Below are 23378 nucleotides of genomic sequence, written 5' to 3'. Positions count from 1 at the left end.
TCATACATGGACACCACCCGACCATCATGCGGAATGTCTCGCAGAAATTTCATGACCCTGGCCGGGGGCGCAGCAGGACTGGCCGCCCTGGCTGCCCTGGGATTTTCCACGGAATGCACCGCCAATATCCCGGAAATCGACTTCCGGAAAATGACCACCACGGATCATCAGACCCATGTCCTGGTGGTGGGGAGCGGTATTGCGGGCCTGTTTGCCGCGGTCAAGGCCCATGATGCCGGGGCCGACGTGATCATGGTTTCCAAGGGAAGACTCGGTTCTTCCGGTCAGACCCCCTTTGCCAGGGGCATCTTTGCCTATGATCCGGCAACCGCCACCATGGACCTGGACACCTTTACCTCCCAGGTCTCCCATTCGGCCATGGGCACCAACAACCCGGTGTTCACCCGCCAGATGGCCGAGCACTCCCTGGCCCGGGTCAAAGAACTTGAATCCTGGGGATTCTTCAAATCCCCCCTGTATGCCAAATCATTCGCGATACCCATACAAGAACGAAAAATTCCCGTCATGGAAAGGATCATGCTCACCCATCTTGTCCGGGAAAAAGGCGTCATCGCCGGTGCGGCCGGGTTCAGCCTGGACGAACCCAAGATCCATTTTTTCAGGGCCAAAACAGTCGTTTTGTGTACCGGAGCCGGGGGGTTCAAGCCCAATGGGTTCCCCATCTGCGATCTGACCCATGACGGGTCCATGATGGCCTACCGCATCGGCGCCAAAATAACCGGCAAGGAATGGAACGACGGTCACGGGGCCAATCTGAAACATCCGGCTGATGTCTTTGGGCAATGGGGTCCCATGCTCCAGGAACCACCCAACAAGGTGGGCGTCGGTATCCGCCATGACCTGGGTATGGATATGAACTACCAGGTATACAGACAGGGACCCGGTGGGGAACAGCCTGACGGCCCACCACCCGACCACACCATGCAGATTTCCGGCGGCCCCATACGCCCTGCCGGGTTGCATCAGGGACCACCAGATGGAGAACGTCCCGGGGATCACGCCAGGGAGAAAAATCCCGGCGGCAGAGATCACCAGGGACCGCCTCCGGGCATGGGTGGCATACCTTCGGGAGGTGCGTCAGCCGGCTTGTCCATCCACAAATCCGAAGGTCTGGTTCCCTTCAATTCCCAAGGCGCATCCAATATCCCCGGGCTCTATGCCGCAGGCGATGCCCTGGGATCGCACATGGCAGGGGGCATTTACACACAAATTGGGTCTTCTCTGGCCGGATCTGCCGTGCAGGGAGCCATCGCAGGCGAGGCTGCAGCCCGATACGCTCAAACAGGAACCATGCCGTCCCTCTCATCTGCCCAGCGCACAAAGATCCAAGCGGAAATGCTTGCGCCCCTCAGACGAGATCGGGGCTACAGTCCGGCCTGGATCACCCAGACACTCCAGTCCGTCATGATCCCCAATTTTGTCCTGTACATCAAAAAGGAGTCTCTGCTCAAGGCGGCCCTGACCTATGTTGAAGAACTCAGGGACCACCACCAGCCCATGCTCAAGGCGGCGGATCTGCATGAACTCAGGCTAGCCCATGAAACCGCCAACATGATCCTCAATGCGGAAATGAAACTGCGGGCCTCCCTCATGCGCAAGGAAAGCAGATGTTCCCATTTCCGCCTGGATTATCCCCAAATGGATACCAAAAACTGGAATGCCTGGATCAATATCTACCGGGGAAAGGATGGAAGCATGCAACTTGAAAAACAACCCTTTGGAACGTGGCCTGCGTAAAGGCAAAGGAGATTGAACCATGTCTGCAACCAAACCGAAACAGGATATATCCCGGTCTGTCCGTGCCCTCGTCTTCGTGCTGCTGGCAAGCCTGGCCCTTCCGTCCCTGGTCCAGGCACAACCCTTTCCCGGACCGCACAAACACGGATTCAAACACCATGGCCCTGCTCCCGTCTATCCCCGGCCGGGATTTCGCATCCATGTCCTTCCCAGGGCGTACCTGACCCTGCAGGTGGGAGCCCTGACCTACTTCTTCCTGGACGGCATCTTTTATCGGCCCGATGTGAACGGATATGTCGTGGTTCCGGCCCCTGTGGGCGCAAGGGTCACCACCCTGCCAGCCAATGCCACATACTTCACCCATGGTGACACCATCTATTATACCTATGCCGGGGTCTACTACCAGAAAGTGGACGGAGGATACATGGTGGTAGCCAAACCTGAAGGGACGCTTGAAACCGTTGTCCAGGCAACAACCACGGTCAGGGATGATCCCGTCATTGCCCGGGAAGGCGATCTAGTCAGGGTGACTGCGACAGCCCTCAATGTCCGATCCGGTCCCGGCAAAAAGCACGACATTGTAAGCCAGGTAAGACGGGGAGACCTCCTCAGGGTTCAGGCAGCCAACGACCATTGGTACTATGTACTGCTGAAAGACGGCACCCCGGGATGGGTGATGATCAAATACACCACGCGGGTTGCAGCCCAACCCGTGGGATAAGGCAGATATCGGTTTCATGCCGGCATCTGCAAGACCGGCAATGCCAACGGTTTGCATACAGAAAGGGACAGGGAGTTTTCACTCCCTGTCCCTTTCATGCTCTGTGAGCCATGCACCCCACAGATCCGTCCGAACATTCTTCTGCCGGACAATCCCCCTAGCACCTGCCAAGGATAATGGTCACCACAAATCCGTGGGGCTTTTGGTTGCGGGCAAAAACACGTCCCTTGCAGGACTCGACACAGGTTTTCACAATGGACAGCCCCAGTCCCACCCCTCCCAAAGAACGGTTGCGGGAAGGCTCGGGGCGAAAAAAAGGTTCAAAAAGCTGATCCAGATACTCCTCGGGCACGCCAGGTCCGGAGTCCTTGACCTCCAGGTTCACCCATCCCTTGTCCTTGTGAGCGACAATATGAATGGGTCCTGCCTTGCCAGCATACTTGACCCCGTTGCGCACGAGATTGGCCAGGGCCCGGGTCAACAGATCCGGAGAGGCCAGAACCCGCAGGTCGGGATCAACATCAATGATCACCTCCGAATCAGGGGCCTTTTCCCGCCGAACCGCTTCACGCACCACCCAGAGCAGATCCACCGGTTCCAAGGCCACGGATTGAGCACTCAGGTCCGCCCGGGAAAAGGCAAGGAGTTCGCCCACCAGCTGGGAAAGATGGGCAACATCATCCATCACGTTTTGCAACCGCTGTCTGTTGGCTCCATCCAGCCGTTGGTCAAGCACTCCCAAACCAAACTGAATGCGGGCAAGGGGAGATCCCAATTCATGGGAAATGTCGCCCAGAAACCGTTTCTGGCCCGTGACAAAAGCCGCCAGCCGCGTGGTCATGTGGTTGATGGCCCGAGCCAGACGTCCGATTTCATCACGCCGGGGTTCATCAAGGACCACGTCGAAACGGCCACTGGCGATCTCTTCGGTTGCCCTGGTCATGCGGGAAAGGGGTCGGGTAATGTTGCGGACCATGGGAATCCAGAAGAGCACGGAAATGAGCAGCACCACCGCGGCCACCAGCACCCAGGGACGGGCATCAAAAAAGAATCCATTGCCCGAAGCAGAATCCGACACCACCATGAGCACAAAGGGCGTTGGAAAATCACGTGGTTTGGGCGGGGGAGGCAGCATGATCCCGGTCCAGTACAAATCAGGATCCGAGGTGTGCATCCTCAGGACTGGCCGTCCGGGGATCAGGTCCAGCCCCTCAAGCCCTTCCCCAAGACCCGGAGGTTGTTCACCCGAGGGAGACAGTATGTCCTGATCCGGGCCGGACCCCGGCAATACCGGATTCCTGGCCGGTGGCGGCGGTGCCGGACGCCTGTCCGAAAAGGGGCCCTTGAAGGCATGCTCCACCCGAACACGAACAGTATCGGGAAGTTCCACGGGCCGGGAGGAAAACCTGGTCCCGTCCCCAAAAACCAGGACAAAATCCACCTGATTGACCCGGGCATGTCGGGCGAGGATGGCCGACCACTCCTTGCGAGGGGCATTATACAGATCATGCACCATCAAGGCAGCGGCAACCCGCAAGCGGTTCCACCTCTGCATCCCGAAAAACGCATGCAGATCAAGCTGGGGTTGAAAGAAAATGAACGTGCCCAATGCCGCCCCCACCAGGATCAGATTCAGGAAAAACCAGCACAGTATCCTGGTGAAAAGCGACGATGCTGGTCGTATCATCGGGATTCTTCCGCTTTTTTGAACAGATAACCGACCTTGCGCACCGTCTGGATGAAACCCGGATTTCTGGGATCTTCCCCCAGTTTGCGCCGCAACGAGGAAATATGAACGTCCACGGACCGATCAAACACCTCGTAATTCCTTCCGGAAACCGCATCCAGCAATTGTTCCCGCGTCAGAACCCTGCCTGCCGACTCGGCCAAAGTCGTCAGCAGATCATACTCCAGGGGAGTCAGATTCACCACTTCATCTTTCAAACGCACCGTACGGGAATCCCGCTCAATGTGAAGGGGACCGAATTGTAAAATCCGTTCGTCCGACGGTGAAGCTGCCTGATATTGAGCCATGTCGTAGCGCCTGGTCACGGCCCGCAGTCGGGCCAGAAGCTCGCGAGGCGAAAATGTCTTGGGCAGATAATCATCAGCCCCCATCTCAAGGCCCACGATTCTGTCGGTTTCATCTCCCCGCGCAGTGAGCATGAGCACCGGAATATCGGACTCCTTGCGCAAACGCTTTAAGACCTCCAGTCCGTCAATGTGAGGCATCATCACATCCAGAATGACGGCTCTGTACTCGTTGGCGCGGACCTTCTGCAATCCCTGCAGCCCATCATGAGCCATATCAACGACATAGCCCATGGGTGCCAGATACTCGGCCACAAGGGCGCACAGTTTTTCATCGTCATCAATGATCAGAATCTGCATGTCGGCCATTCACTCCTCCCCATTGACAGATATTACCTTGCACTGAGCCCCTACCATATTTTCTCGTCAGATCTTTCTGAAATGCCGGCTTTTACAAAATATTTACAATCACCCGCCCGGGCACAACACAATCTTTACATTGTCCATCTATCATCCTTGACGGGGGAGGATCTTCACACAGGCCTCCCTTGATCCAAGGCAGATGCATGACATCCATGTTTCAACCTCAACCATGCACGGAGGAAACCATGATCAGCAGCATCGGTAGTACGAGCAGCATGACCACCATGTACGGAACCAGCGCCATGGGACGCCAGCAACCTCCGCCACCACCCGACCAGGACGTCTTTCAGGTCTCGGATTCAGACGGTGACGGACTTGTCTCGGAAAGCGAACTCGAAACCCTGACCCAGGCCCTGGAGGAGACCACGGGAACCAGCATTGACACGGAGGACGCCCTGGCGAGTTTCGACTCCGACGAAGACGGAGCTCTCAGTGGGCAGGAACTGAAGGGAATGATGGACTCGTTCGGCCTTGCCCCCTCAGGCAGGGTCGACAATGAAACCGACACGATCATGAACATGCAATCCGCCCAGGTATCGACTGCAACAGCCCTGTCAGCCTATACCACCAATGCGGAAGATGACCAGATCAGCCAGCTTATGGATATCCTGACGGGAGCAACCAGCAGCCAATCCGTCTTTGGCATTGATGTCAACGTGTAGACACGCTGCCTCATCCGGGATGCGGGGCGGTCCAGGGATCGCCCCGCCGGAAATCCGGCCGGAGTTCACGTCGCTCCCAAAGAAGGAGCATGCCAGGAAACTTTACATGATCTTTACCCGCCAGGACCACAAGCACACAATCCCTTGACTGTTCACTGATAGCCTGCATTCATAACGTGTGGGGATGGTCTTCCGGGGGATGACGCCCCCGCAAGGCAACAAACAGCCTATCAACCCAGAACCATGAAGGAAGGAAAGTATGAACAACCTGAAAACAGGTATCCTGACGTGCCTCATTCTGGCTTTATGCGCAGTCAATGCCCTTGGATTCGGTTCCTCCAACGGCCGTCCCCAGGGCAAACACGACGGACCGCCCCCGGAGGCATATACGGCCTGCAAGGACAAGAACAAAGGTGAAAAGGCATCCTTTACAAGCCCTCGGGGCGACACCATCCAGGGCATCTGCGTAAAGGACCGCCAGGGAGATCGTCTGGTTCTCCGTCCGGACAATCCGCCCCAAAAGTAAACCTGACGCATGAGCCTGTAAGCCACCCGGCGCAGCAACAAGCCCATTGAGTGCAGGATGCCTGACTGGACAACAAGCAGCCAGGCATCCTGCATCTATTTTTTCAACCGCATCCACAATTCGTTGTACAACCGGGTGGCTTCTCCCAAATCCGTTTCAAATTCTCCCCGGGAAAGGTCTTCTCTGGAGGGATAAACAATGGGATTGTTCCGAACTTCCCGGGACAGGGATTTGACCGCCTCGACATTGGGGGATGAATACCCCAGTTCCTCACAAATGATTTTCGCCATATCCGGACGCAAAAGAAAATTGATGAACGCATGGGCCTGGGGGATGTTGGCCGCTCCCCGGGGAATGGCAAAGCTGTCCACCCACAAACTGTACCCTTCCCTGGGATAGACGTAAACAATGGCCGGATCTTCGCTGTTGGCGATATAGGCCTCGCCGTTCCAGACCGCACCAAGCTGGACCTCGCCGTTGAGCAGGGCCTGCTTGGGAGAATCCGAATCAAAAACCCGTACATGAGGAATAAGGGTCTTCAGTTTCTCAAAGGCCTGGTGCAGATGCTGTGGGTCGGTGTCGTTCAGGGAATACCCGAGACTCTTGAGACCGAGGCCCAGCACACCACGCATGTCGTTGGGCAGAACCAGCTTGTCGGCGAACTCGGGTCGCCAGAGGTCGTTGATGGAGGTCACGGTTGCCGGATCAATATCATTGGTGTTCACGGCAATGGCCGTGGAGCCCCACATGTAGGGGACACTGTATGTGCTCTCCGGATCAACCATTTTGGTCACAAGATCCTGGTCCAGATTACACAGATTGGGAAGCAGGGAATGATCCAGAGGCACAAGCATGTCCTCGCGCATCATACGGGCCACGTAGTCCGAGGAAGGCACGATGAGATCATACCCCTTGCCCCCCACCATCTTGACCTTGGCGTACATGGCCTCGTTGCTGTCGTAGGTGGAAATATTGACTTTGATCCCTGTTTCCCGGGTGAACTGCTCAACCACCTGATCCGGAAGATATTCCGACCAGATAAACAGAAACAATTCGTTGGGCGCTGCCGATGCAGGCGCCGCCATGATCAGCAGCGCCAGAAGAATGAACAGTTTTTTCATCGCTTTTTATCCTTGACAAGCCATTGTGCCGTGGGAACGGCCAAAAGGGTGATGCCCATCATGATGACACACAGGGCGTTGACTTCGGGTTTCACACCAAGACGAACCATGGAATAGATCTTCAGGGGAAGAATCTCGTAACCCGGCCCGGTGGTGAAGAAACTGATCATGACGTCATCCAGAGAAAGGGTGAAGCAAAGAAGCCACCCCGCCATAACCGAAGGCATGACCATGGGCAGGATGACATGCCTGAAAAGGGCAAATTCCCTGGCCCCCAGATCCCGGGCCGCCTCAATGACATGGGGGTCGAACTCCTGCAGCCGGGACAGGACGGTCACCGTGACAAAGGGCAAACACAGGGTAATGTGGGACAAGAGCAGGGTCCAGAACCCCAGGGGAATTGCCAGGACAAGATAGAGAACCAGCAGGGAGATGCCCATGATGATGTCCGGGGACATGATCAGCACATAGACACATCCGGACAGGATCTTGCGCCCGGGAAACCGGTAACGGTGCAGGGCCAGGGCGGCCAGTGTTCCCAAAAATGTTGCCAGGGTTGCCGAACAACAGGCAATGGTCAGGGAATGCACGGCCGCATCCATGAGCTGCGCATTGTTCATGAGCTTGGCGTACCACGCCGTGGTGAACCCCTTCCAGCCCAGGGAATACCTGGACGCGTTAAAGGAATAGGCCCCCAGGACCACCAGGGGAAAATACAAAAACAGATATATGACCGCGGCATAGGCAGCCTTGATGAAGGTTTTCATGCCCGGTCCTCCTGCCTGGTTGTTGTCTTGCGCCATGCGTACAGGCAAAGAAGCAGCGTCATGATCACGGTCAGGAAAACGCTGGCCGCCGATCCAAAAGGCCAGTTTCTCGCAATCATGAACTGATCCCGGATAAAATTGCCCAGGAGCAGGGATCGTGCTCCGCCCAGGATGTCCGGAATGTAGAACATGCCCAGGGCCGGAAGAAACACAAGCATGCATCCGGCGATGATTCCTCCCTGGGTCAGGGGAAGATCCACGCGTACAAAGGTTGCCCATCTGGAGGCACCCAGATCCCTGGCCGCTTCCCTGAGGCCCGGGTCCAGTTTTTCAATGGCCGAATACAGGGGAAGCACCATAAAGGGGAGCAGGGTATAGGTCAGCCCGATGAGGACTGCGCCCTGGGTGTACAGGATGCGCAACGGGGTCTGAATGATCCCGGTTGCCAGCAGAAAGGTGTTCAGCAGTCCCCTGGTATTCAGGATGGCAATCAGGGCATAGGTCCGGATCAGGGAATTGGTCCAAAAGGGAATGACAAGCAGGAGCAGCAAGAGACTTCGGTAGTTGCGGGGAGCCCGTGCCAAAATCCAGGCAAAGGGGTAGCCAAGGATCAGACAGACAAGGGTGACCATACCGGCCAAACCCAGGGAACGGCCCACAATGCCGAGGATGACCGAATCAAAGAGCTGCCTGTAGTTTTCCAGAGTCAGGGGAAGGGAGAGAAAACCCTGCTCCGAGGTGCTCAAAAAGCTGGCTCCCAGGACCAAAATCTGGGGGATGACGGCAAAAATCACCAGCCAGGCAACCACCAGCCCGATGGAAAAGGATCTGAAAGAGCAATCAGTTTTCATGGGGCAGGACCACTTCCCATCCTCGGACCCAGCTGACGGCCACCTCATCGCCAGGCTGGAAATAAACATCCTCATCGTCCTCGTTAAAGAACTCCGTGGCCACGATGGATGTTCCCGAAGTCAGTGTTATGTACACATCATAGGTGGCACCCTTGTACACGGTTTCGTCCACCCTTCCCCGAAAAAAGCCCCCGATCATGAAATCCTTGCGCAGCTCGGGGTCGGCGGCCAGGTCATGCACGGTCTCCACACGCATGTCTTCGGGCCGCAGCAGCACATGGACCTTCTGCCCGCAAGCCAACGCTCCCTGGTTGCCGGTGGTGCAGACGGTTCCGCCCACATCAATCCCCAGGCCGTGCCTGTCGCTTTTGATGACCGTTCCGGAAAAGACGTTGATTTCCCCCACAAACCGGGCTGTGAACATGCTGGCGGGATCTTCGTAGATTTCCCGGGGGGTTCCCTGCTGAATAATCTTTCCCGCATTCATGACGACAATGCGGTCAGACATGGAAAACGCCTCTTCCTGATCATGGGTGACCAACACAAACGTGATGCCCAGCTTGCGCTGCAGATGCTTGAGTTCCAGCTGCAAATTTTTGCGAAGTCGGGAATCAAGGGCAGACAGGGGTTCATCCAAAAGCAGAAGAAGGGGATCATTGACAATGGCCCGGGCAATGGCCACCCGCTGCTGCTGTCCCCCCGAAAGTTCATGGGGTCTGCGTCCGGCAAATCCCCGGAGCTTCACCAATCCCAGGGCCTCGTTCACCCGGGAAGGAATGTCCTTGGGGGATATGCCTTTCATGCGCAGGCCAAAGGCCACATTGTCGAACACGCTCATGTGCGGAAACAGGGCATAACTCTGGAACACCGTGTTGATGGGACGATTCTCCGGGGGAACATCCACAAGGCTGGAACCATCCAGAAGGATCTCTCCGGAGGTGGGTGCCTCAAAACCCGCCAGAAGGCGCAAAAGCGTTGTCTTGCCGCATCCGGACGGACCAAGAATGGTCAGGAATTCTCCTTGTCCAATGGTCAGATCGATGTCGCTCAAGGCAACATCCTTACCAAAAAGTTTGTTGACGGCCCGAAGTTCGATCAGACCGGAACACGGCGTTGGGTACTGGTGCGTCATGGGCTGAATAATCCTCTTGAGCCCCGTGTCCGCAATCAATGAGGACAGGCTGCATGGGTTGGCGCACTATGGCAGAATGGGAATGTATCCAGGGGAAACGGATACCGGAAAGAGATGTGCTGCAGGGTTTGAGGAAAAATACCCAGGGCAGCGTTCCGGTTGCAACAGGCCGCAACATGGATCCCGCACACAAATCATTCCTGGGGACCATGAAGTTCCGGGGCTTATGGAAGAATATCCCGGAAAAATCAACAGAAAAATAACAACACAAAAAATACAAGAATACCATCATGTTATGCGTAAAAACAAGGGCATGGCAAACAGATGTCTGTCCCATCGCCATGCCCGTTTGCAGGATGCTCGCAAGGGTTTCAGCCCTTGTACCAGGTGGACGTGAACCCCCTCCCTGCATTCGCCTGCAAGGGATCATCCCCACAAGGCGTCCCTTGCTCCTGATCAGAACTCATCAAGTTCACCATCCCATACGTCGGCGTATTCGTCGAACTCGTCCTCGAGACGGAACCAGGTCACGGTCATGAAATTCTCACCGTTCCTGCGCCGGACCGTTCCTTCCACCTCGACCCAATAGTCCGCATATTCCAGGAGCTGACGGCCCCGGCCACAGGGATCAATCCGGTATTCGCGATGGTTGTCATCAATGAGCATGACCCTGGTCACCAGATCACCGTTCCATTCATAGGGCACCACCTGCCCAGAAACACAAAGTGCTGTTTCGCTTTTCTTCATTGGTTCACCTTTTTGCTGCATATATGGTCAAAATGAGCTCGCGGGCGTGTCTGCCCGGTCAATGGGACAGAATCACCTCTGTTTGTCGGCCCGGAGCACGGCAGAATCCATGATCGACCGGATCAGATCCTCGTAACGCCCGCCAGACAATCCCTGGAGGATGGGCAGATCCGAACAGTCAGGGTCCAATCCGGGCAAGGGATTGACCTCCATGAAACAGGGAGCCCCCCTGGCATCCAGACGAACGTCCACCCGACCCGCATCCAGACACCCGAGTCCCTTCCAGGCCTTGAGGGCCAGATCCCGTACGGCCAGGGCCGTGGCATCACCGGCCAGGGCATAGGACACACGCTGCTGCCAGTTCATCTTGTTGCCATAGGTATAGGCCGATCGGTCCCCATCTTTTCGGGACATGATTTCCATGACACCGACACATTGGGCCGAGGCATGATGTCCCAGGATGCCCACGGTGAATTCACGACCGGGAAGATAGGTTTCCACAAGGGCCGGCTGGGCAAATCGTTCCAGGATATCCTCGCATGCGGCCTTGAGATCGGGACCGTTTTCCACCAGGGAACGCGGCCCAATGCCCTTGCTGGTGCCTTCGGCCACGGGTTTGACAAACAGGGGAAAATCGAGATCAAGATCATGGACCTCACTACCCTTATGAACCACCACGAAATCCGGTGTGGGGATGCCGACTGAACGAACAACAGCATGGGTCCAGGCCTTGTTCAGGGTCAGAGCAAGAACATCCGGACCGGAAAAGGTGTACGGGATGTTCCAGGCATCCAGCAGCGCCGGAATCTGGGCCTCACGACCTCTTCCCCGCACGCCCTCGGCAATATTGAAGACCATGTCCCACCGCTCTCCTGCAGCCAGACAGGCAACCAGACGATCCACCGAGCCTATCAGCTCCACCTTATGGCCATGGGTGCGCAGAATGTCCTGAATGGCGGTCACGGTTGTTTCCGAATCAAACTCGGCCGCATCCTCAGGGGTAAATCCCCGGGCAAGATAGGCGTCTTTCAGATCAAAGGTCAGGCCGACTTTCATGGGCATCCTCCGGACAAAAGATACTTCTGGTCATGGGTCCGCAAGCTTCCGGATAGGTAAACAGCTTTCCCTCGTAATTCTTGAGCACCAGATTGCCCAAGGCGTCGAGTCCCTGTTCGCTCTTGGGCAAAAGCGGAATCTTTCCCCCGCCGCCAGGAGCGTCTATAACGTACTGGGGCACGGCATACCCGCTGGTATGCCCCCGAAGTCCCCTGATGATCTCCAGACCCGTGGCCACGGGAGTCCTGAAATGCGAAGATCCGGGAATGGGATCGCACTGGTAGAGATAATACGGGCGGACCCGGAACCTGAGCAGCCCCTGCATGAGCCTCTTCATGGTAGTTACATCGTCATTCACCCCGGCAAGAAGAACCGTCTGGCTCCCAAGGGGAATGCCCCCGTCGGCCAGCAGTTCGCAGGCCCTCTTGCATGCCGGAGTCAGCTCGTGGGGATGGGTGAAATGGAGGCTCAGATAAAGGGGATGGGCCTTGCGCAGTATCCGGACAAGTGACGGCGTGATGCGCTGGGGCAGGACAGCCGGGACCTTGGTTCCCAGACGTACGATCTCCACATGGGGAATGGAACGGAGTTCCAAAAGGAGCCGCTCGATGTGTTCGTCACACATGGTCAGCGGATCGCCGCCGGAGATCAGAACATCACGGATTTCAGGTCGACTGCGGATGTACTCCACACCTTGCTTCCAACTGTTCCCGAAGCATGACGCCCGCCTGCGGCCGACCAGACGGGAACGGGTACAGTACCGGCAATAGGTGGAACAAAAATCCGTTGCCAATAGCAGGACACGGTCCGGATATCTGTGCACAATGCCGGGGACTGGCGAATGGGTATCCTCCCCTAGGGGATCTGTGAGCTCGTGGGGAGAAATGAGATGTTCCCATGACGAGGGAACAACGCATTTGCGCAGGGGAGAATGGGCATTCTCCACAATGACCCGCAAATAATAGGGGGTCACGGCAAGGGGCATGTTTGCCACCTCTCTGCTCGCAGCCATCTCTTCCTTGCAAAGTCCGAGAATGGCATGCAATCGGGCGGCATCAGTGATCCGGTTGCGAATCTGCCAGTGCCAATCGTTCCATTGCCGGTCTCCGGTTCCCGGAAACCAGGTTTTCATAAACCGATCTTCGGTTACCTCCCGTGGCATCCCCCTTTGCAGGTTGGAGGAGGCACAATCCGGGGGTTCGTCTTCCAACTCGTCCAAAACGTGCATGGTTGTTTCCTTGTTATCGTTGTCAATCCTCGAACAGGATCGCAATGCATGTTCAGATGCTTCCTGATCGCAGCCTCCATGATCACCGCTTCCCGGGCCATTGATCCTTGAAGATCTGTATGCCCAAGGCGATCATGGACGTGACGCCAGAGCACACCGTGTGCCACAAATGCAACACACTGTTTTATAAGGATAAATAAAAAGCGCAGTTATCATGAAGGGAACCACCGGTTCCCGTGTGCAGCACAAAAAAAGACCCTTCCGGCACACAAACCGAAAGGGTCTTCCCAACGAACAACCAGCCAACATGGTCCAGGCCATCAGGGCCGGGTGGCACGGGCAGGGGAACTTTCTGTTCCCCTTGCCCGCAAAAGGGGAATCACGGGTTCTCCTTGCCCATCTCCTGAACAACCAGGTCATGGCCCCGTGCGTATTTTTTTCTGTCCACCCCATGGCGGACCATCAACTTGCGCAATTGACGGGTCGTGATGCCGGCCCGCTTTGCCGCAGGGGTAACAGCCCCGGCGCACTCCAAAAGAAGTCGGTCCAGATAGGCGCGTTCAAATCGATCCACCACCAGCCGACGGGCCGTGGCAATGGGCAACGAGGCATCCACGGCCGCAGGCCTGGTTGAGGGGGATCCCTGGAAACACTCCTCGGGAAATCGGTCCGGACTCAGGATATGGCCGTCTTCGAGGATGCATGCCCGCTCGATAAGATTCTCCAGTTCCCGCACATTGCCGGGCCAATCATACTGCATGAACCCTCGTACCACATCGGGATGCACCCCCTGGATCTTTTTCCTAAGCTGGATATTGCACCGCCTGATGAACAGCTCGACCAACCTGGGGATGTCTTCCTGTCGTTCCCGCAAGGGGGGAACATGGATGGGAAACACGTTCAGCCGGTAGTACAGGTCCTTGCGAAACAGCCCCCCTGCACTCAGTTGGCGCAGGTCCTCGTTGGTCGCCGCAATGATTCGGACATCGATCCTGATGTCACGATCTCCACCCACCCGCTGGAAAACCCGTTCCTGCACCACATCCAGCAGCTTGATCTGCACGGACGGGCTGATGGTTCCGATCTCGTCCAGAAAGATGGTTCCGCCCTGGGCAAGTTCGAACTTGCCGGGTTTTCGACGGACCGCACCGGTAAAGGCGCCCTTTTCATGGCCGAACAATTCGCTTTCCGTCAGGGTATCGGGGATGGCGCCGCAATGCACACTGACAAAGGGACGATCCCTGCGCGCGCTGTGGTTGTGGAGGATCCTGGCAATGAGGCTCTTGCCGGTTCCTGTTTCCCCGGTCAAAAGCACGGTGGTACCTGTCGGGGCCACATGACGGACCTTGCTGAACACCTCCCGCATGGCCGCACTGGCCGTTCCCACCACGTCGCGCACCGTGTCCTGCCAGCGGACGTCCCCGGGCACACTTTGTTGCAACACATCCATGTCCCTGCCCCGGGGCATGAAGGCAATGATTTCGCTCATGCTTTCCTCTATCCGGCCGGATCACGCCGGTCGTTGCTACTCCCTGCGTTGTTGCTGCCAGGGCGCAATAAGGTCGATCCCCCACCTTGTCCACCAGGAATACTGGGGATCTGGCAGGAACACCTTTTTACGCAAGGACGAGGAAAATGCAGGCTGCCCGGGATGCGGTGCCTGCGGTCAACCGTCAGGAAGGCGCAGGAACAGAAATCCTCACCGTCCCGGTCCCCTGCAGCCCCTTTTGCTTCTACGTCTCCATGGTATGAATCAGGCTGAAATCACCGGTCCAGGCCGCATCCAGAACAGCCCCCATGTACCGATCCACATTGCCCGCATGGAGCGCAACCGGCATGTTCTCCAGTTTGGAGGCCAGGGCCGGGTCCTTGGCTGCGTGCAGACACCGGGCAATATGATCACGGGTGATGGTGGGCAGATCCTGCAGGGTGGTGGGGAGTCCGGTCCTTTGCAACAGTTCCAGCATCCCCGCGGCCACGGCCAATCCGAGATCCCGGCCGGACAGCCTGTCAAGATCCGTTTTGATGAGGCCGTGACGCTTGTACACCGCGCCCACACGCCGCAGCTTGGCCTGGATGGCCGGAGCAAAAAACACCGTATAATAAGGATGCAGCAAGGCGCAGGCCCGGCCGTGGGCCAGAACATCGACCAGGGAAAAACTGTTCAGGTGGGGCCCGCTGGTCCCGCCCACCATGATGGCATACCCGCCCAGGTCCGTGCCAAGCCCCAGGCGGGTCCTCACCCGGCTCGCATCCCCCTGCCTGGCAACCGTTTGCACCCCGGGAAGGATCAGATCAAGGGCTGTTTCACAAATGTCCCCGGCAAGATCTTCCATCTCGGGTCCGGCTCCGAAATAGACCTCGACAACATGGACAATGCCGTCAAAAGCCCCGTCCAGGGTCAGACTCAAGGGCTGGCTTGTGGTTAGATCGTAATCAAACAGCGCCCTGGTGGGAACAACAGCCGGGTCAACAATCAGACTTTTCTGTCCGGCCCGCATGTCCGTGACATTGGCGTACTTGGTCAGATGGGCTGCGGAACTGGCCGCGAGCATGACTGCCACCACGGGCGTCAGGGTCCGATCAAATTGCTGGCACAGGGAAGAAATCCTGCCGACCCCAAGATACGCCTCCACCTCCGGAGACACATCCCCAAAGGTGGCCAGGGCGACAGCGGCCTTGACCGCATCAATGCCCGATCCGGCATCCACCACCACAACAGCATCCGGCCGGGTGTGCACCAGATGGCTGTGGATGCGGTACACATCCTCAAAAGGGGCATTGGGAGCCGCGCCCTGGCAGGTGCCCGCAATTTCCACGCCGGCCTGGTGCAGGATCCTTGTTACCCGCTCGCCAATGGGCCTGAACCAGGCACTTTTGAACCGGCCAACAAGCAGTACCCGTTGGCCCAGCAAGGCAACCTGATCACCAAGTCGATCCAGCACGCCGGAACCAAATATATAGTCATTGCCCCTGAATTGCTGGAGAAGCTCTTGCGCCTTGTGTTCACTTTGTTCCATCTTTTTCATCCTCTCTGGGTTGCAAAACATACTGACCAGCATCTTCTCTCATTGAACCGGACGACACTTCAAGCCCTTTTTGCCGCTCAGAACCCATGACGCCTCTCCTCGGGGGCGCTGCTCCCCATCCACAGGGAGGGTTGTCCAATGCCATGCCATTTCTGATCCATGCCGGGATGTTCTGTCACCGGCTACAAACCATCAAACCGCCCCCTGCCGCACTGCCGATCCTGGACAGCCAGCAGGACATGCACTACACGCAATCCCCTGTCACCTATTTCCATCCATTCATGCATCTGTTTCGGGCCACCAGAAACGGGTGCGGCAAAGGAGCCATATCCATGCATCAACACGCTGATAACCAACCCCAGGCCCGGGCAGGGGCACTGCTTCCCCTGCTTCTGTTTCTTGTCCTGTTTATCGGAACAGGCATTTTTCAGACCCTCCAGGGAGTATCCATGGGTTTTTACCAATTGTCCGCTGCCGTGGCCATTCTTCCGGCCATTGCACTGGCCATTGGCATGGGCCAGGGACGAATGGGACAAAAGATCAACATTTTCCTGACGGGTGTCGGCGAGATCAATATCATCACCATGTGCATGATCTATCTTCTTGCCGGCGGGTTTGCGGCCGTGGCCAAATCTATTGGCGGCGTCGAGGCAACGGTCAATCTCGGACTGGCCTTTATTCCCACCCAGCTTGTTCTTCCAGGACTGTTCATCATCGCGGCGTTTGTTGCCACGGCCATGGGTACATCCATGGGAACCATTGCGGCCATAGCACCCATTGCCGCCCAGGTGGGCCAGCAAACCGATATTTCCATGGCCCTGCTCATGGGGACCATTCTGGGCGGAGCCATGTTCGGGGACAACCTGTCCATGATTTCCGATACAACCATTGCGGCAACCAAAACCCAGAACTGCGCCATGAGTGACAAGTTCAAGATGAACGTACGTATTGTCATGCCCGTGGCCCTGCTCACCATCCTGTTGCTTGTATTCATGGGCACGACCGGGCCTTCGGCCACCACGGGAGACTGGCAGCTCTTCAAGATTCTTCCCTATCTGACCATTCTGGGATTGGCGGTTGCCGGTGTGAACGTCTTTGTCGTCCTGGCCCTGGGCATCATTCTGGCCGGGGGAACAGGTCTTGTCTGCATCCCCGACTATTCCCTGCTGACCCTGTCCAAGGATATCTACTCGGGATTTCTGAGTATGCATGAAATTCTGGTGCTGTCCATGTTCGTGGGAGGGCTTGGCGAACTCATCCGGTACAATGGCGGGTTGCAGTGGCTCCTGGAAAGGGTCAAGGCCTTTGCCTGCAAGACCGGACATGCCTCCTCCAGGGCCTCGGGCGAGGCAGGTATTGCCGCACTGGTCTCCCTGGCCAACATCTGCATTGCCAACAATACCGTGGCCATCATCCTGACAGGTAAACTGGCCAAGGACATCGCAACGGAAACCGATGTCGATCCCCGGCGCAGCGCGAGCCTGCTCGACATTTTTTCCTGCGTGGTTCAGGGACTCATTCCCTACGGCGCACAGGTCCTGCTGGTGGGCTCCATTGCGGGCATTTCACCCTTAAGCGTCATCTCCGGGAACTGGTACTGCATGCTCCTGGCCGGCATGTCCTGTCTTTCCATCATGACCGGATGGCCCGCCCTTACCAGACATCGCTCACCAAGCGCCTCCTGAATCCGCGCGCACCAAAAAGCTCCCCGGAAGTTACTTCCGGGGAGCTTTTTGCATTTGCAAGGCCATCATCCCATGGCTGCCACGATTCAAGATATCCCTGGCCGGATTCTTGAACATCGCGCCAATCCACCGATTACATCATCCCTGCACGTTCCCCCCCTGCACGGCTACCCTTTGAGGCTGTCCAGAAGGGTCTTCAATTCCACGGCCATGCGGGCCAGTTCCTGGATGGCCTCGGCAGATTGCACCATACCGTCAGTGGTTTCGGTCACAATGGTATTCACGGCCTCAATGGCCCGGTTTATTTCCTCGCTGGTGGCGGATTGCTGTTCCGCAGCAATGGCAATGCCGGAAATCAGATGAGAACTCTCGGTGGACAGGGTAACGATTTCCGTCAGGGCTTCTCCGGATTCGCTCACCAGTTCGGTAGCCTCTGCAACGCTTTTGGCAGCGCCTTTGACATGACCGGCATTGGTTTCCGCAGCCTGCTGGATGGCCCTGATGGAATTGCCCACCTCATTAGTGGCGGACATGGTTTTTTCGGCCAGTTTGCGCACTTCATCGGCCACAACGGCAAACCCCCGTCCGGCTTCTCCGGCACGGGCCGCTTCAATGGCAGCGTTGAGTGCCAGCAAATTGGTCTGATCCGCAATATCGGTGATCACGGTCATCACCCCGCCAATGGCTTCGGCCCGCTCGCTCAACAGATTCATATCGCCTTGCAGGCTCTTGGCCACGGTATTCACCTTGTTGATGGCCTGTATCACCCTGTCCACCAGGGCGGCTCCTTCCGTTGCCTTGACCCTGGCGTTGTCGGACTGCTTGGTGGCCTCGGAGGCATTTCTGGCCACCTCCAGGACGGTTGCGTTCATCTCTTCCATGGAGGTGGCTGTTTCAGCAACCCGCTCCTGTTGTATCTCGGCCCCCCGAGTGACCTGCTCCACCTGGGCGGACAGTTCCTCGGCGGCCGAGGCCACCCGGTCCGAAATGATGCCGGCCTGCTCGGCCACCTGGAGCATGGTCTTGTGCGCGGCCTTGATGGCACTTTGATCCACAACGACCTCGCACACGCCCTTGACCTCACCCGAACGCGATACCATGGGTACGGCCGAGTAGGCGATTTCATATTCCCCTGTCACCGGTCGAGCCGTGGTTTCCGAAGTTTCTACACGAGCGGTTTGCAAACAACGATCCGATGCACATCGTCCATTGGTGCAGTCGTCGGTCCGGATCAGTTCCTCGCATTTCCTGCCCTTGATCTCTTTGGTTCCCACCAGGGTTTTGGCCATATCGTTCATGTACAACACATCCCGATTCCCGGACCGGATCATAACCCCGAGGGGAAGATTGTCCAAAAGCACCTCAAAAACATCCACAATGGCATTGATATTGTGAATCATGTAGGCATAGGCGCCCTGGAACGCGGCAACATCGGCTCGCCTGTCCAGCCTGCCGGATTCTGCCATGTCCGTGAGCTGCTCACATTCATTGACAACCCCGGTAATGGACACCTTGATACTCGCAAGCGCCCTTCCGATCTCACCCAGTTCGTTCTTCTGATCCAGGGAAATATCCGTCTTGAAATCTCCCCTGGCCATGGCATGGGCCAGGGTGCTGAGTTGTTTGACCGCAGAGGATTCGTGCACCGCAAAGGCCAGTACAAGGACCACAAGCAGGGTCAGGGCAATCGTGCCCACCAGCAGAAGTTGACCCAGGATCCCGGTTCTCAGGTTTCCGGCGGCAACAGCAGCCGCCTGTTTGGCCGGGTCGATATGCTCGTTCATGATGGTCCCGGCCGTCATGATCATCGTGTGCATCACGGTTTCCATGGATGTCTCAAGGGAGGCAATGGTCCTGTTCAGCGCGATCAGGGTGTTCACCTCCCCTTGCAAGGCGTCACAAGAGCGTTCCATGAAACCGGAGGCCTCCTGCAGGGCGGCCTTCTTTCTGGCAGTGTCTCCCCATTGGGCCACGCCCTTTCGGGCCGCCTGAAGGCTGGCCTCAAGAGATGCCTGGTGTGCCGCATCGGATGCACCACCATACTCGTGCACAGCGGCCGCAAGCTGCAGGATTCGGGCAATGACAAGGTCATGCAAGGTCATGCCGAGGTCATTCCAGTACACCACCCCGGACATGTCTTCCCGGGAAGCAGCCTGCTCCGAGGCCGGAACAATGACATCACCGTGAAGCCGTGTTGCCTGTTCCACCATGTCACCAGCAAGCTTGCGAACTTGAGCCAGCACCTGGCTGTGCTCTTCCCGGGCCGTGCGATACGATTGCATGGTCTTGGCAATCCCGTCCAGATCGGATGCAACGGACGCGGCCATCTTGCGAATATTCGGCTGCTCGCCCAGCATGCCCATCCAGTCCTGCACGCCCTTTGTCGCCGCAGCCAGATGCGTTTCCACTTCAGCGTGGTTTTTCTCCGAAGGATCCGCCTGGTAGAGACGAAAGGCGTTCCCAGACATGAGAATATTCTGGGTAATGTCCTCGTTCATGACCATGTCCATGTCGGACCAGCTGACATAGGTGTCCATCTGATTGCCCAAGATGACAAACCCCCTGTGGCCGATGAAGACCACACAAACAAGCAGGATGGTCGTCACGACAAGCAAGACCATATAGCGTTGAAATATTCGCATCTTACCGAAAAAACTCACGTTCCCTCCCAAAAGGATGATGTGGAATACGTCATGGATGCAACCGGGCTGCAGGACAACAAAGCAAGTTACCGCGCCATCATGGGCAGGACAGGCTCCCAGACTCTTGCGGGGCCCTTCCAGGGAGGCCCTTGATTAGACGGAGACACGACCTGGCGGACATGGCCCCGAATACCTGGCTGATTGTTACGTGCATACAGGATATGCTGGCAACGATGTCATACGATCGCCAGACAAAAACCCGCCGACTGCAGCGTGCACGGGGCAGAATAACACGGCAAAACAACTTGTTAGGGATTTGTGCAAGGGATTTCAAGGACGAACAGGATCTTGAACCGTTTCTCACGCAGCATAAGCATTCAGGCCCAGACATCCCCGATGGACAGACACCAGCGCAACAAGGCGCGAAAGGTTCACGCACCAGGCTGTCGGGCCATATACGCAAGGGGCTTCGCTGTCACACGAAGCCCCTTGCGTATATGGGTCTTTCCATCGGAGCAAGCGGCACATCCGGCCATGCTCAAGGTCGTGCGAGTCACGCTGCCATGGACATGACCCCATGGGTCACGATGGCTTGTCCTGCTTTTTCATGGGCTCACCGCAACAGATCAATTCACCGTCACCTGCTTCCTTAACCTCGACAACATTCCCGCACACGTCACATTTGTAGATTTCTCCAACCTGAGTCATGACAATCCTCCCTGTTAAGGTGGTTACATCACAAGCGACTCACCCATTCACGGGCGTACCAAACCAGCACACGGCACAGCATCGCCCGCCCGGGCACGGCCAGCAGCGGCAGTACGCCGCCTGACCCGAAAACATTCCAAAAATCTCGCTGGACTTTTTCAATACAATAAAAATAACCCCGAAGTAAACGTGAAAAAAGTGTTTCCGGCTTCCAACCAGACGACAACTATAGATTATGTCGATGGTTTTCCAGTATTTTGTAAGCAATTATCTATTTGTCTCGGTAAAGCATTCTGTTCTATGGGAACCAACGATCATATTTATCCGAAAGAAAGGATGCGACCGTCTGCAATGACCTGATGGTCAGCAGCAAACCATTCCGGCAGTCAATCGGTTGCACGTGCAACCGACCATCCCGAAACCTCAAACGCCTGCAACACGACGTTGCTCGGCACAGAAAGGAGACCCACCCATGAAACGCATTCTGACCGCATTGATCGCCATCGGCTGCATCCTTGCCGTGACCTGCCCTGCAGGGGCAAGTGAACTGGACGCCTTTGCAAACCTCAAGGGAACCATCAACATTGCAGGGGGAACCGCCCATATTCCGGTCATGAAAGATTGTGCCCGCAACATCATGCAGGCCTATCCGGAAATCAGGATCACCATTGCCGGCGGTGGTTCCGGCATCGGAGCCCAGAAGGTGGGCGAAGGGCTCGTGGATATCGGCAACACGGGACGGGCCCTTTCCGCCAAGGAAAAGGCAAAATATGATCTGGTATCCTACCCCTTTGCCATTGACGGCGTGTGCACGGTCCTACACAAGGACAATCCCGTGTCCGAGCTGTCCTCCCAACAGGTCAGGGACATTTTTGCCGGAACCATCACCAATTGGAACCAGGTGGGCGGTCAGGACGGCCCCATCAATGTGTATGTCAGGGACGAGGCCAGCGGAACCCGGGCCGTGTACTGGAAAAAGCTGCTCAACAAGGGTGACGTCGTTGCCAACGCCAATGTGGTTCCCTCCAACGGAGCCATGAAGACCGCCCTGTCCAGAGATCCCTTTGGCATCGGGTATGTGAGCATCGGGCACCTGGACAATACCGTCAAGGCTCCCCTGCTCGACGGCATCGAGCCCAACCAGGAAAACGCCAAAAACGGCACCTACAAGGTGGTGCGCAAACTCTACATGAATACCCGACCCAACCCGTCCGCCCTGACCAGCGCATTCATCGAGTACGTGTACAGTCCTTCGGGCGCAGCCATCATTACCAAATCCGGGTTCATCCCCATGCAGAAATAGTCTGCCCCCAACAGATGCAAAGGAGGACAATCCCCTTTGCATCTGTTCCGAACAAAGGAAAAAAGGGGGCATGCACGTCCCCTTTTTTCATGCAATCACATACGACATCCAGAGACATGCCCTTGCACCGCTTCCTGCGCGAAACCCTGTTTCGAGAAACAACCCGGATCTGCGGACTGATCTGTGCGGCCATTGTGGTCACCATCTTCGCCTTTCTCCTCTGGTTCTCCTGGCCCCTGTTGGCCCAGGGAAAAATCGCAACCATCGTCTCCCTGGCATGGCGACCCTTTCATGGCCAGTTCGGCATCCTGCCCATGATTGCCGGCTCCCTGAGTCTGGCCATCCCGGCCATGCTCCTGGCCTTTCCCATGGCCCTGGGGATCACCCTGTTTGCCCATGGACTGGGGCCCAGACTGCCGGGAAAAGCCGTGCTGACCCTTGTCCATTTCATGACCAGCATTCCCACGGTGGTTTATGGTTTTGCAGCCGTGTTTCTGCTCATCCCCCTACTGCGCGCAACCTTTGCCCGGGGAAGCGGGTTCTCCTGGCTCGCGGCCATGCTCACCCTGACCGTACTTGTCCTGCCCACCATTGTGCTGTTCATCCACACCCACTTTTCCCTTGTGGAACCCCAAGTCACCCGCACAACCCAGGCACTGGGCATGTCCGACACCCAAAGACTGCTGGCGGTCACCCTGCCCCTTTCCCGCCGGGGACTTTTGGCCGGAGGCATCCTCGGATTCGGCAGGGCCATGGGAGATACAATGATCCCCCTCATGCTCTCGGGCAACGCCCCCATCATGCCCGGGTCGCCTCTTGCCTCCATGCGGACCATGACGGCGCACATCGCCCTGGTGGTGGCCACCGACAGCCAGGACGCAGCCTATTATTCCCTGTTCGCCTGCGGCATCATCCTTTTCCTGACCACCTTTGCCGTCAATCTGGGACTTCGATGGCTGGAGTCTTCAACCTCCGTCAGGACCTGATC

General features: G+C 56.9%; 19 protein-coding genes and 1 pseudogene. 7 read left to right on the top strand and 13 right to left on the bottom strand.

What is annotated here, in order from left to right; all coding sequences use genetic code 11:
* Window positions 1–6 precede the first annotated feature (6 nt).
* Together DPF_RS13135 and DPF_RS13130 are read left to right on the top strand one after the other, a co-directional pair.
* Window positions 7–1758 carry an FAD-dependent oxidoreductase gene (locus DPF_RS13135; RefSeq protein ID WP_069860115.1) on the top strand — a complete coding sequence of 584 codons (1752 nt, stop codon included), beginning with the start codon at window positions 7–9 and terminating at the stop codon, window positions 1756–1758.
* A gap of 19 nt (window positions 1759–1777) precedes the next feature.
* The gene (locus tag DPF_RS13130; protein ID WP_069860114.1) at window positions 1778–2479 is read left to right on the top strand and encodes a DUF6515 family protein; all 702 of its coding nucleotides are present in this window, start codon (window positions 1778–1780) and stop codon (window positions 2477–2479) included.
* Between the two features lie 157 nt (window positions 2480–2636).
* Here the strand turns inward: DPF_RS13130 and DPF_RS13125 are convergent, their stop codons facing one another.
* Window positions 2637–4166: a sensor histidine kinase gene (locus DPF_RS13125; RefSeq protein WP_069860113.1), complete on the bottom strand. Its 1530-nt coding sequence runs from the start codon at window positions 4164–4166 to the stop codon at window positions 2637–2639.
* Window positions 4163–4879 carry a response regulator transcription factor gene (locus tag DPF_RS13120; RefSeq protein ID WP_069860112.1) on the bottom strand — a complete coding sequence of 239 codons (717 nt, stop codon included), beginning with the start codon at window positions 4877–4879 and terminating at the stop codon, window positions 4163–4165. The genes DPF_RS13125 and DPF_RS13120 overlap by 4 nt, the downstream gene beginning before the upstream one ends.
* A 239-nt stretch (window positions 4880–5118) precedes the next feature.
* On the opposite strand from DPF_RS13120, the gene DPF_RS13115 reads away from it, so the two are divergent.
* The gene (locus DPF_RS13115; protein WP_069860111.1) at window positions 5119–5595 is read left to right on the top strand and encodes an EF-hand domain-containing protein; all 477 of its coding nucleotides are present in this window, start codon (window positions 5119–5121) and stop codon (window positions 5593–5595) included.
* Window positions 5596–5854: 259 nt separating this feature from the next.
* Window positions 5855–6121 (top strand): hypothetical protein, encoded by a 267-nt coding sequence (locus DPF_RS13110; protein WP_069860110.1) that lies wholly within the window; start codon window positions 5855–5857, stop codon window positions 6119–6121.
* Between the two features lie 95 nt (window positions 6122–6216).
* On the opposite strand, the gene DPF_RS13105 is transcribed toward DPF_RS13110, so the two are convergent.
* The 9 genes from DPF_RS13105 to DPF_RS13060 all read right to left on the bottom strand — a co-directional run bounded on the left by DPF_RS13105 (window position 6217) and on the right by DPF_RS13060 (window position 16043).
* Window positions 6217–7242 (bottom strand): extracellular solute-binding protein, encoded by a 1026-nt coding sequence (locus DPF_RS13105; protein WP_069860109.1) that lies wholly within the window; start codon window positions 7240–7242, stop codon window positions 6217–6219.
* A complete protein-coding gene (potC, locus tag DPF_RS13100) occupies window positions 7239–8009 on the bottom strand; it encodes a spermidine/putrescine ABC transporter permease PotC (protein ID WP_069860108.1) in 771 nt (256 codons plus the stop codon). Before potC ends, DPF_RS13105 begins: the two co-directional genes overlap by 4 nt.
* On the bottom strand, window positions 8006–8860 hold the full coding sequence (gene potB, locus DPF_RS13095) for a spermidine/putrescine ABC transporter permease PotB (RefSeq protein ID WP_069860107.1): 855 nt from the start codon (window positions 8858–8860) through the stop codon (window positions 8006–8008). Before potB ends, potC begins: the two co-directional genes overlap by 4 nt.
* Entirely contained in the window at window positions 8850–9992 is a 1143-nt protein-coding gene (gene potA, locus DPF_RS13090) for a spermidine/putrescine ABC transporter ATP-binding protein PotA (RefSeq protein WP_069860106.1), read from the bottom strand. Before potA ends, potB begins: the two co-directional genes overlap by 11 nt.
* Window positions 9993–10448: 456 nt before the next feature.
* Window positions 10449–10739 carry a hypothetical protein gene (locus DPF_RS13080; protein WP_069860104.1) on the bottom strand — a complete coding sequence of 97 codons (291 nt, stop codon included), beginning with the start codon at window positions 10737–10739 and terminating at the stop codon, window positions 10449–10451.
* 72 nt (window positions 10740–10811) lie between these two features.
* On the bottom strand, window positions 10812–11795 hold the full coding sequence (locus DPF_RS13075; RefSeq protein ID WP_069860103.1) for a D-alanine--D-alanine ligase family protein: 984 nt from the start codon (window positions 11793–11795) through the stop codon (window positions 10812–10814).
* Window positions 11773–13023 (bottom strand): KamA family radical SAM protein, encoded by a 1251-nt coding sequence (locus DPF_RS13070; RefSeq protein ID WP_069860102.1) that lies wholly within the window; start codon window positions 13021–13023, stop codon window positions 11773–11775. Before DPF_RS13070 ends, DPF_RS13075 begins: the two co-directional genes overlap by 23 nt.
* Before the next feature lie 379 nt (window positions 13024–13402).
* Window positions 13403–14512 (bottom strand): sigma-54 interaction domain-containing protein, encoded by a 1110-nt coding sequence (locus DPF_RS13065; RefSeq protein WP_069860101.1) that lies wholly within the window; start codon window positions 14510–14512, stop codon window positions 13403–13405.
* Between the two features lie 244 nt (window positions 14513–14756).
* Complete coding sequence (locus DPF_RS13060; RefSeq protein WP_069860179.1) at window positions 14757–16043, bottom strand: iron-containing alcohol dehydrogenase; 1287 nt, start codon at window positions 16041–16043, stop codon at window positions 14757–14759.
* A gap of 341 nt (window positions 16044–16384) precedes the next feature.
* Here DPF_RS13060 and DPF_RS13055 point away from each other — a divergent pair, with 341 nt between their 5' ends.
* Window positions 16385–17737, top strand: a complete 1353-nt coding sequence (locus DPF_RS13055) for a Na+/H+ antiporter NhaC family protein (RefSeq protein ID WP_069860178.1) — start codon at window positions 16385–16387, stop codon at window positions 17735–17737.
* A 167-nt stretch (window positions 17738–17904) separates the two neighbouring features.
* Here the strand turns inward: DPF_RS13055 and DPF_RS14340 are convergent, their stop codons facing one another.
* A complete protein-coding gene (locus DPF_RS14340) occupies window positions 17905–20397 on the bottom strand; it encodes a methyl-accepting chemotaxis protein (protein WP_141721138.1) in 2493 nt (830 codons plus the stop codon).
* A gap of 585 nt (window positions 20398–20982) precedes the next feature.
* Window positions 20983–21087: pseudogene (locus DPF_RS13045) on the bottom strand (desulfoferrodoxin FeS4 iron-binding domain-containing protein); the annotation flags it as partial.
* 472 nt (window positions 21088–21559) lie between these two features.
* Between DPF_RS13045 and DPF_RS13040 the strand changes: the two are divergent.
* Window positions 21560–22390 (top strand): phosphate ABC transporter substrate-binding protein, encoded by an 831-nt coding sequence (locus DPF_RS13040; protein WP_069860098.1) that lies wholly within the window; start codon window positions 21560–21562, stop codon window positions 22388–22390.
* Between the two features lie 89 nt (window positions 22391–22479).
* On the top strand, window positions 22480–23376 hold the full coding sequence (locus DPF_RS13035) for a PstC family ABC transporter permease (RefSeq protein ID WP_083254721.1): 897 nt from the start codon (window positions 22480–22482) through the stop codon (window positions 23374–23376).
* Window positions 23377–23378: the final 2 nt, after the last annotated feature.

The sequence above is a fragment of the Desulfoplanes formicivorans genome, from assembly GCF_001748225.1.
GTDB lineage: Bacteria > Desulfobacterota > Desulfovibrionia > Desulfovibrionales > Desulfomicrobiaceae > Desulfoplanes > Desulfoplanes formicivorans.
The sequence above is the reverse complement of the archived record's forward strand: the minus strand, read 5'-3'. Positions and strand labels throughout refer to the sequence as shown.

Coding starts and splice junctions, on each gene's coding strand:
- DPF_RS13105 (WP_069860109.1), bottom strand. CDS start 7,242: ATGAAAAAACTGTTCATTCTTCTGGCGCTGCTGATCATGGCGGCGCCT.
- DPF_RS13110 (WP_069860110.1), top strand. CDS start 5,855: ATGAACAACCTGAAAACAGGTATCCTGACGTGCCTCATTCTGGCTTTA.
- DPF_RS13035 (WP_083254721.1), top strand. CDS start 22,480: ATGCAATCACATACGACATCCAGAGACATGCCCTTGCACCGCTTCCTG.
- DPF_RS13060 (WP_069860179.1), bottom strand. CDS start 16,043: ATGGAACAAAGTGAACACAAGGCGCAAGAGCTTCTCCAGCAATTCAGG.
- potC (WP_069860108.1), bottom strand. CDS start 8,009: ATGAAAACCTTCATCAAGGCTGCCTATGCCGCGGTCATATATCTGTTT.
- DPF_RS13120 (WP_069860112.1), bottom strand. CDS start 4,879: ATGGCCGACATGCAGATTCTGATCATTGATGACGATGAAAAACTGTGC.
- potA (WP_069860106.1), bottom strand. CDS start 9,992: ATGACGCACCAGTACCCAACGCCGTGTTCCGGTCTGATCGAACTTCGG.
- DPF_RS13115 (WP_069860111.1), top strand. CDS start 5,119: ATGATCAGCAGCATCGGTAGTACGAGCAGCATGACCACCATGTACGGA.
- DPF_RS13130 (WP_069860114.1), top strand. CDS start 1,778: ATGTCTGCAACCAAACCGAAACAGGATATATCCCGGTCTGTCCGTGCC.
- potB (WP_069860107.1), bottom strand. CDS start 8,860: ATGAAAACTGATTGCTCTTTCAGATCCTTTTCCATCGGGCTGGTGGTT.
- DPF_RS13075 (WP_069860103.1), bottom strand. CDS start 11,795: ATGAAAGTCGGCCTGACCTTTGATCTGAAAGACGCCTATCTTGCCCGG.
- DPF_RS13040 (WP_069860098.1), top strand. CDS start 21,560: ATGAAACGCATTCTGACCGCATTGATCGCCATCGGCTGCATCCTTGCC.
- DPF_RS13070 (WP_069860102.1), bottom strand. CDS start 13,023: ATGCACGTTTTGGACGAGTTGGAAGACGAACCCCCGGATTGTGCCTCC.
- DPF_RS13065 (WP_069860101.1), bottom strand. CDS start 14,512: ATGAGCGAAATCATTGCCTTCATGCCCCGGGGCAGGGACATGGATGTG.
- DPF_RS13135 (WP_069860115.1), top strand. CDS start 7: ATGGACACCACCCGACCATCATGCGGAATGTCTCGCAGAAATTTCATG.
- DPF_RS13055 (WP_069860178.1), top strand. CDS start 16,385: ATGCATCAACACGCTGATAACCAACCCCAGGCCCGGGCAGGGGCACTG.
- DPF_RS13080 (WP_069860104.1), bottom strand. CDS start 10,739: ATGAAGAAAAGCGAAACAGCACTTTGTGTTTCTGGGCAGGTGGTGCCC.
- DPF_RS13125 (WP_069860113.1), bottom strand. CDS start 4,166: ATGATACGACCAGCATCGTCGCTTTTCACCAGGATACTGTGCTGGTTT.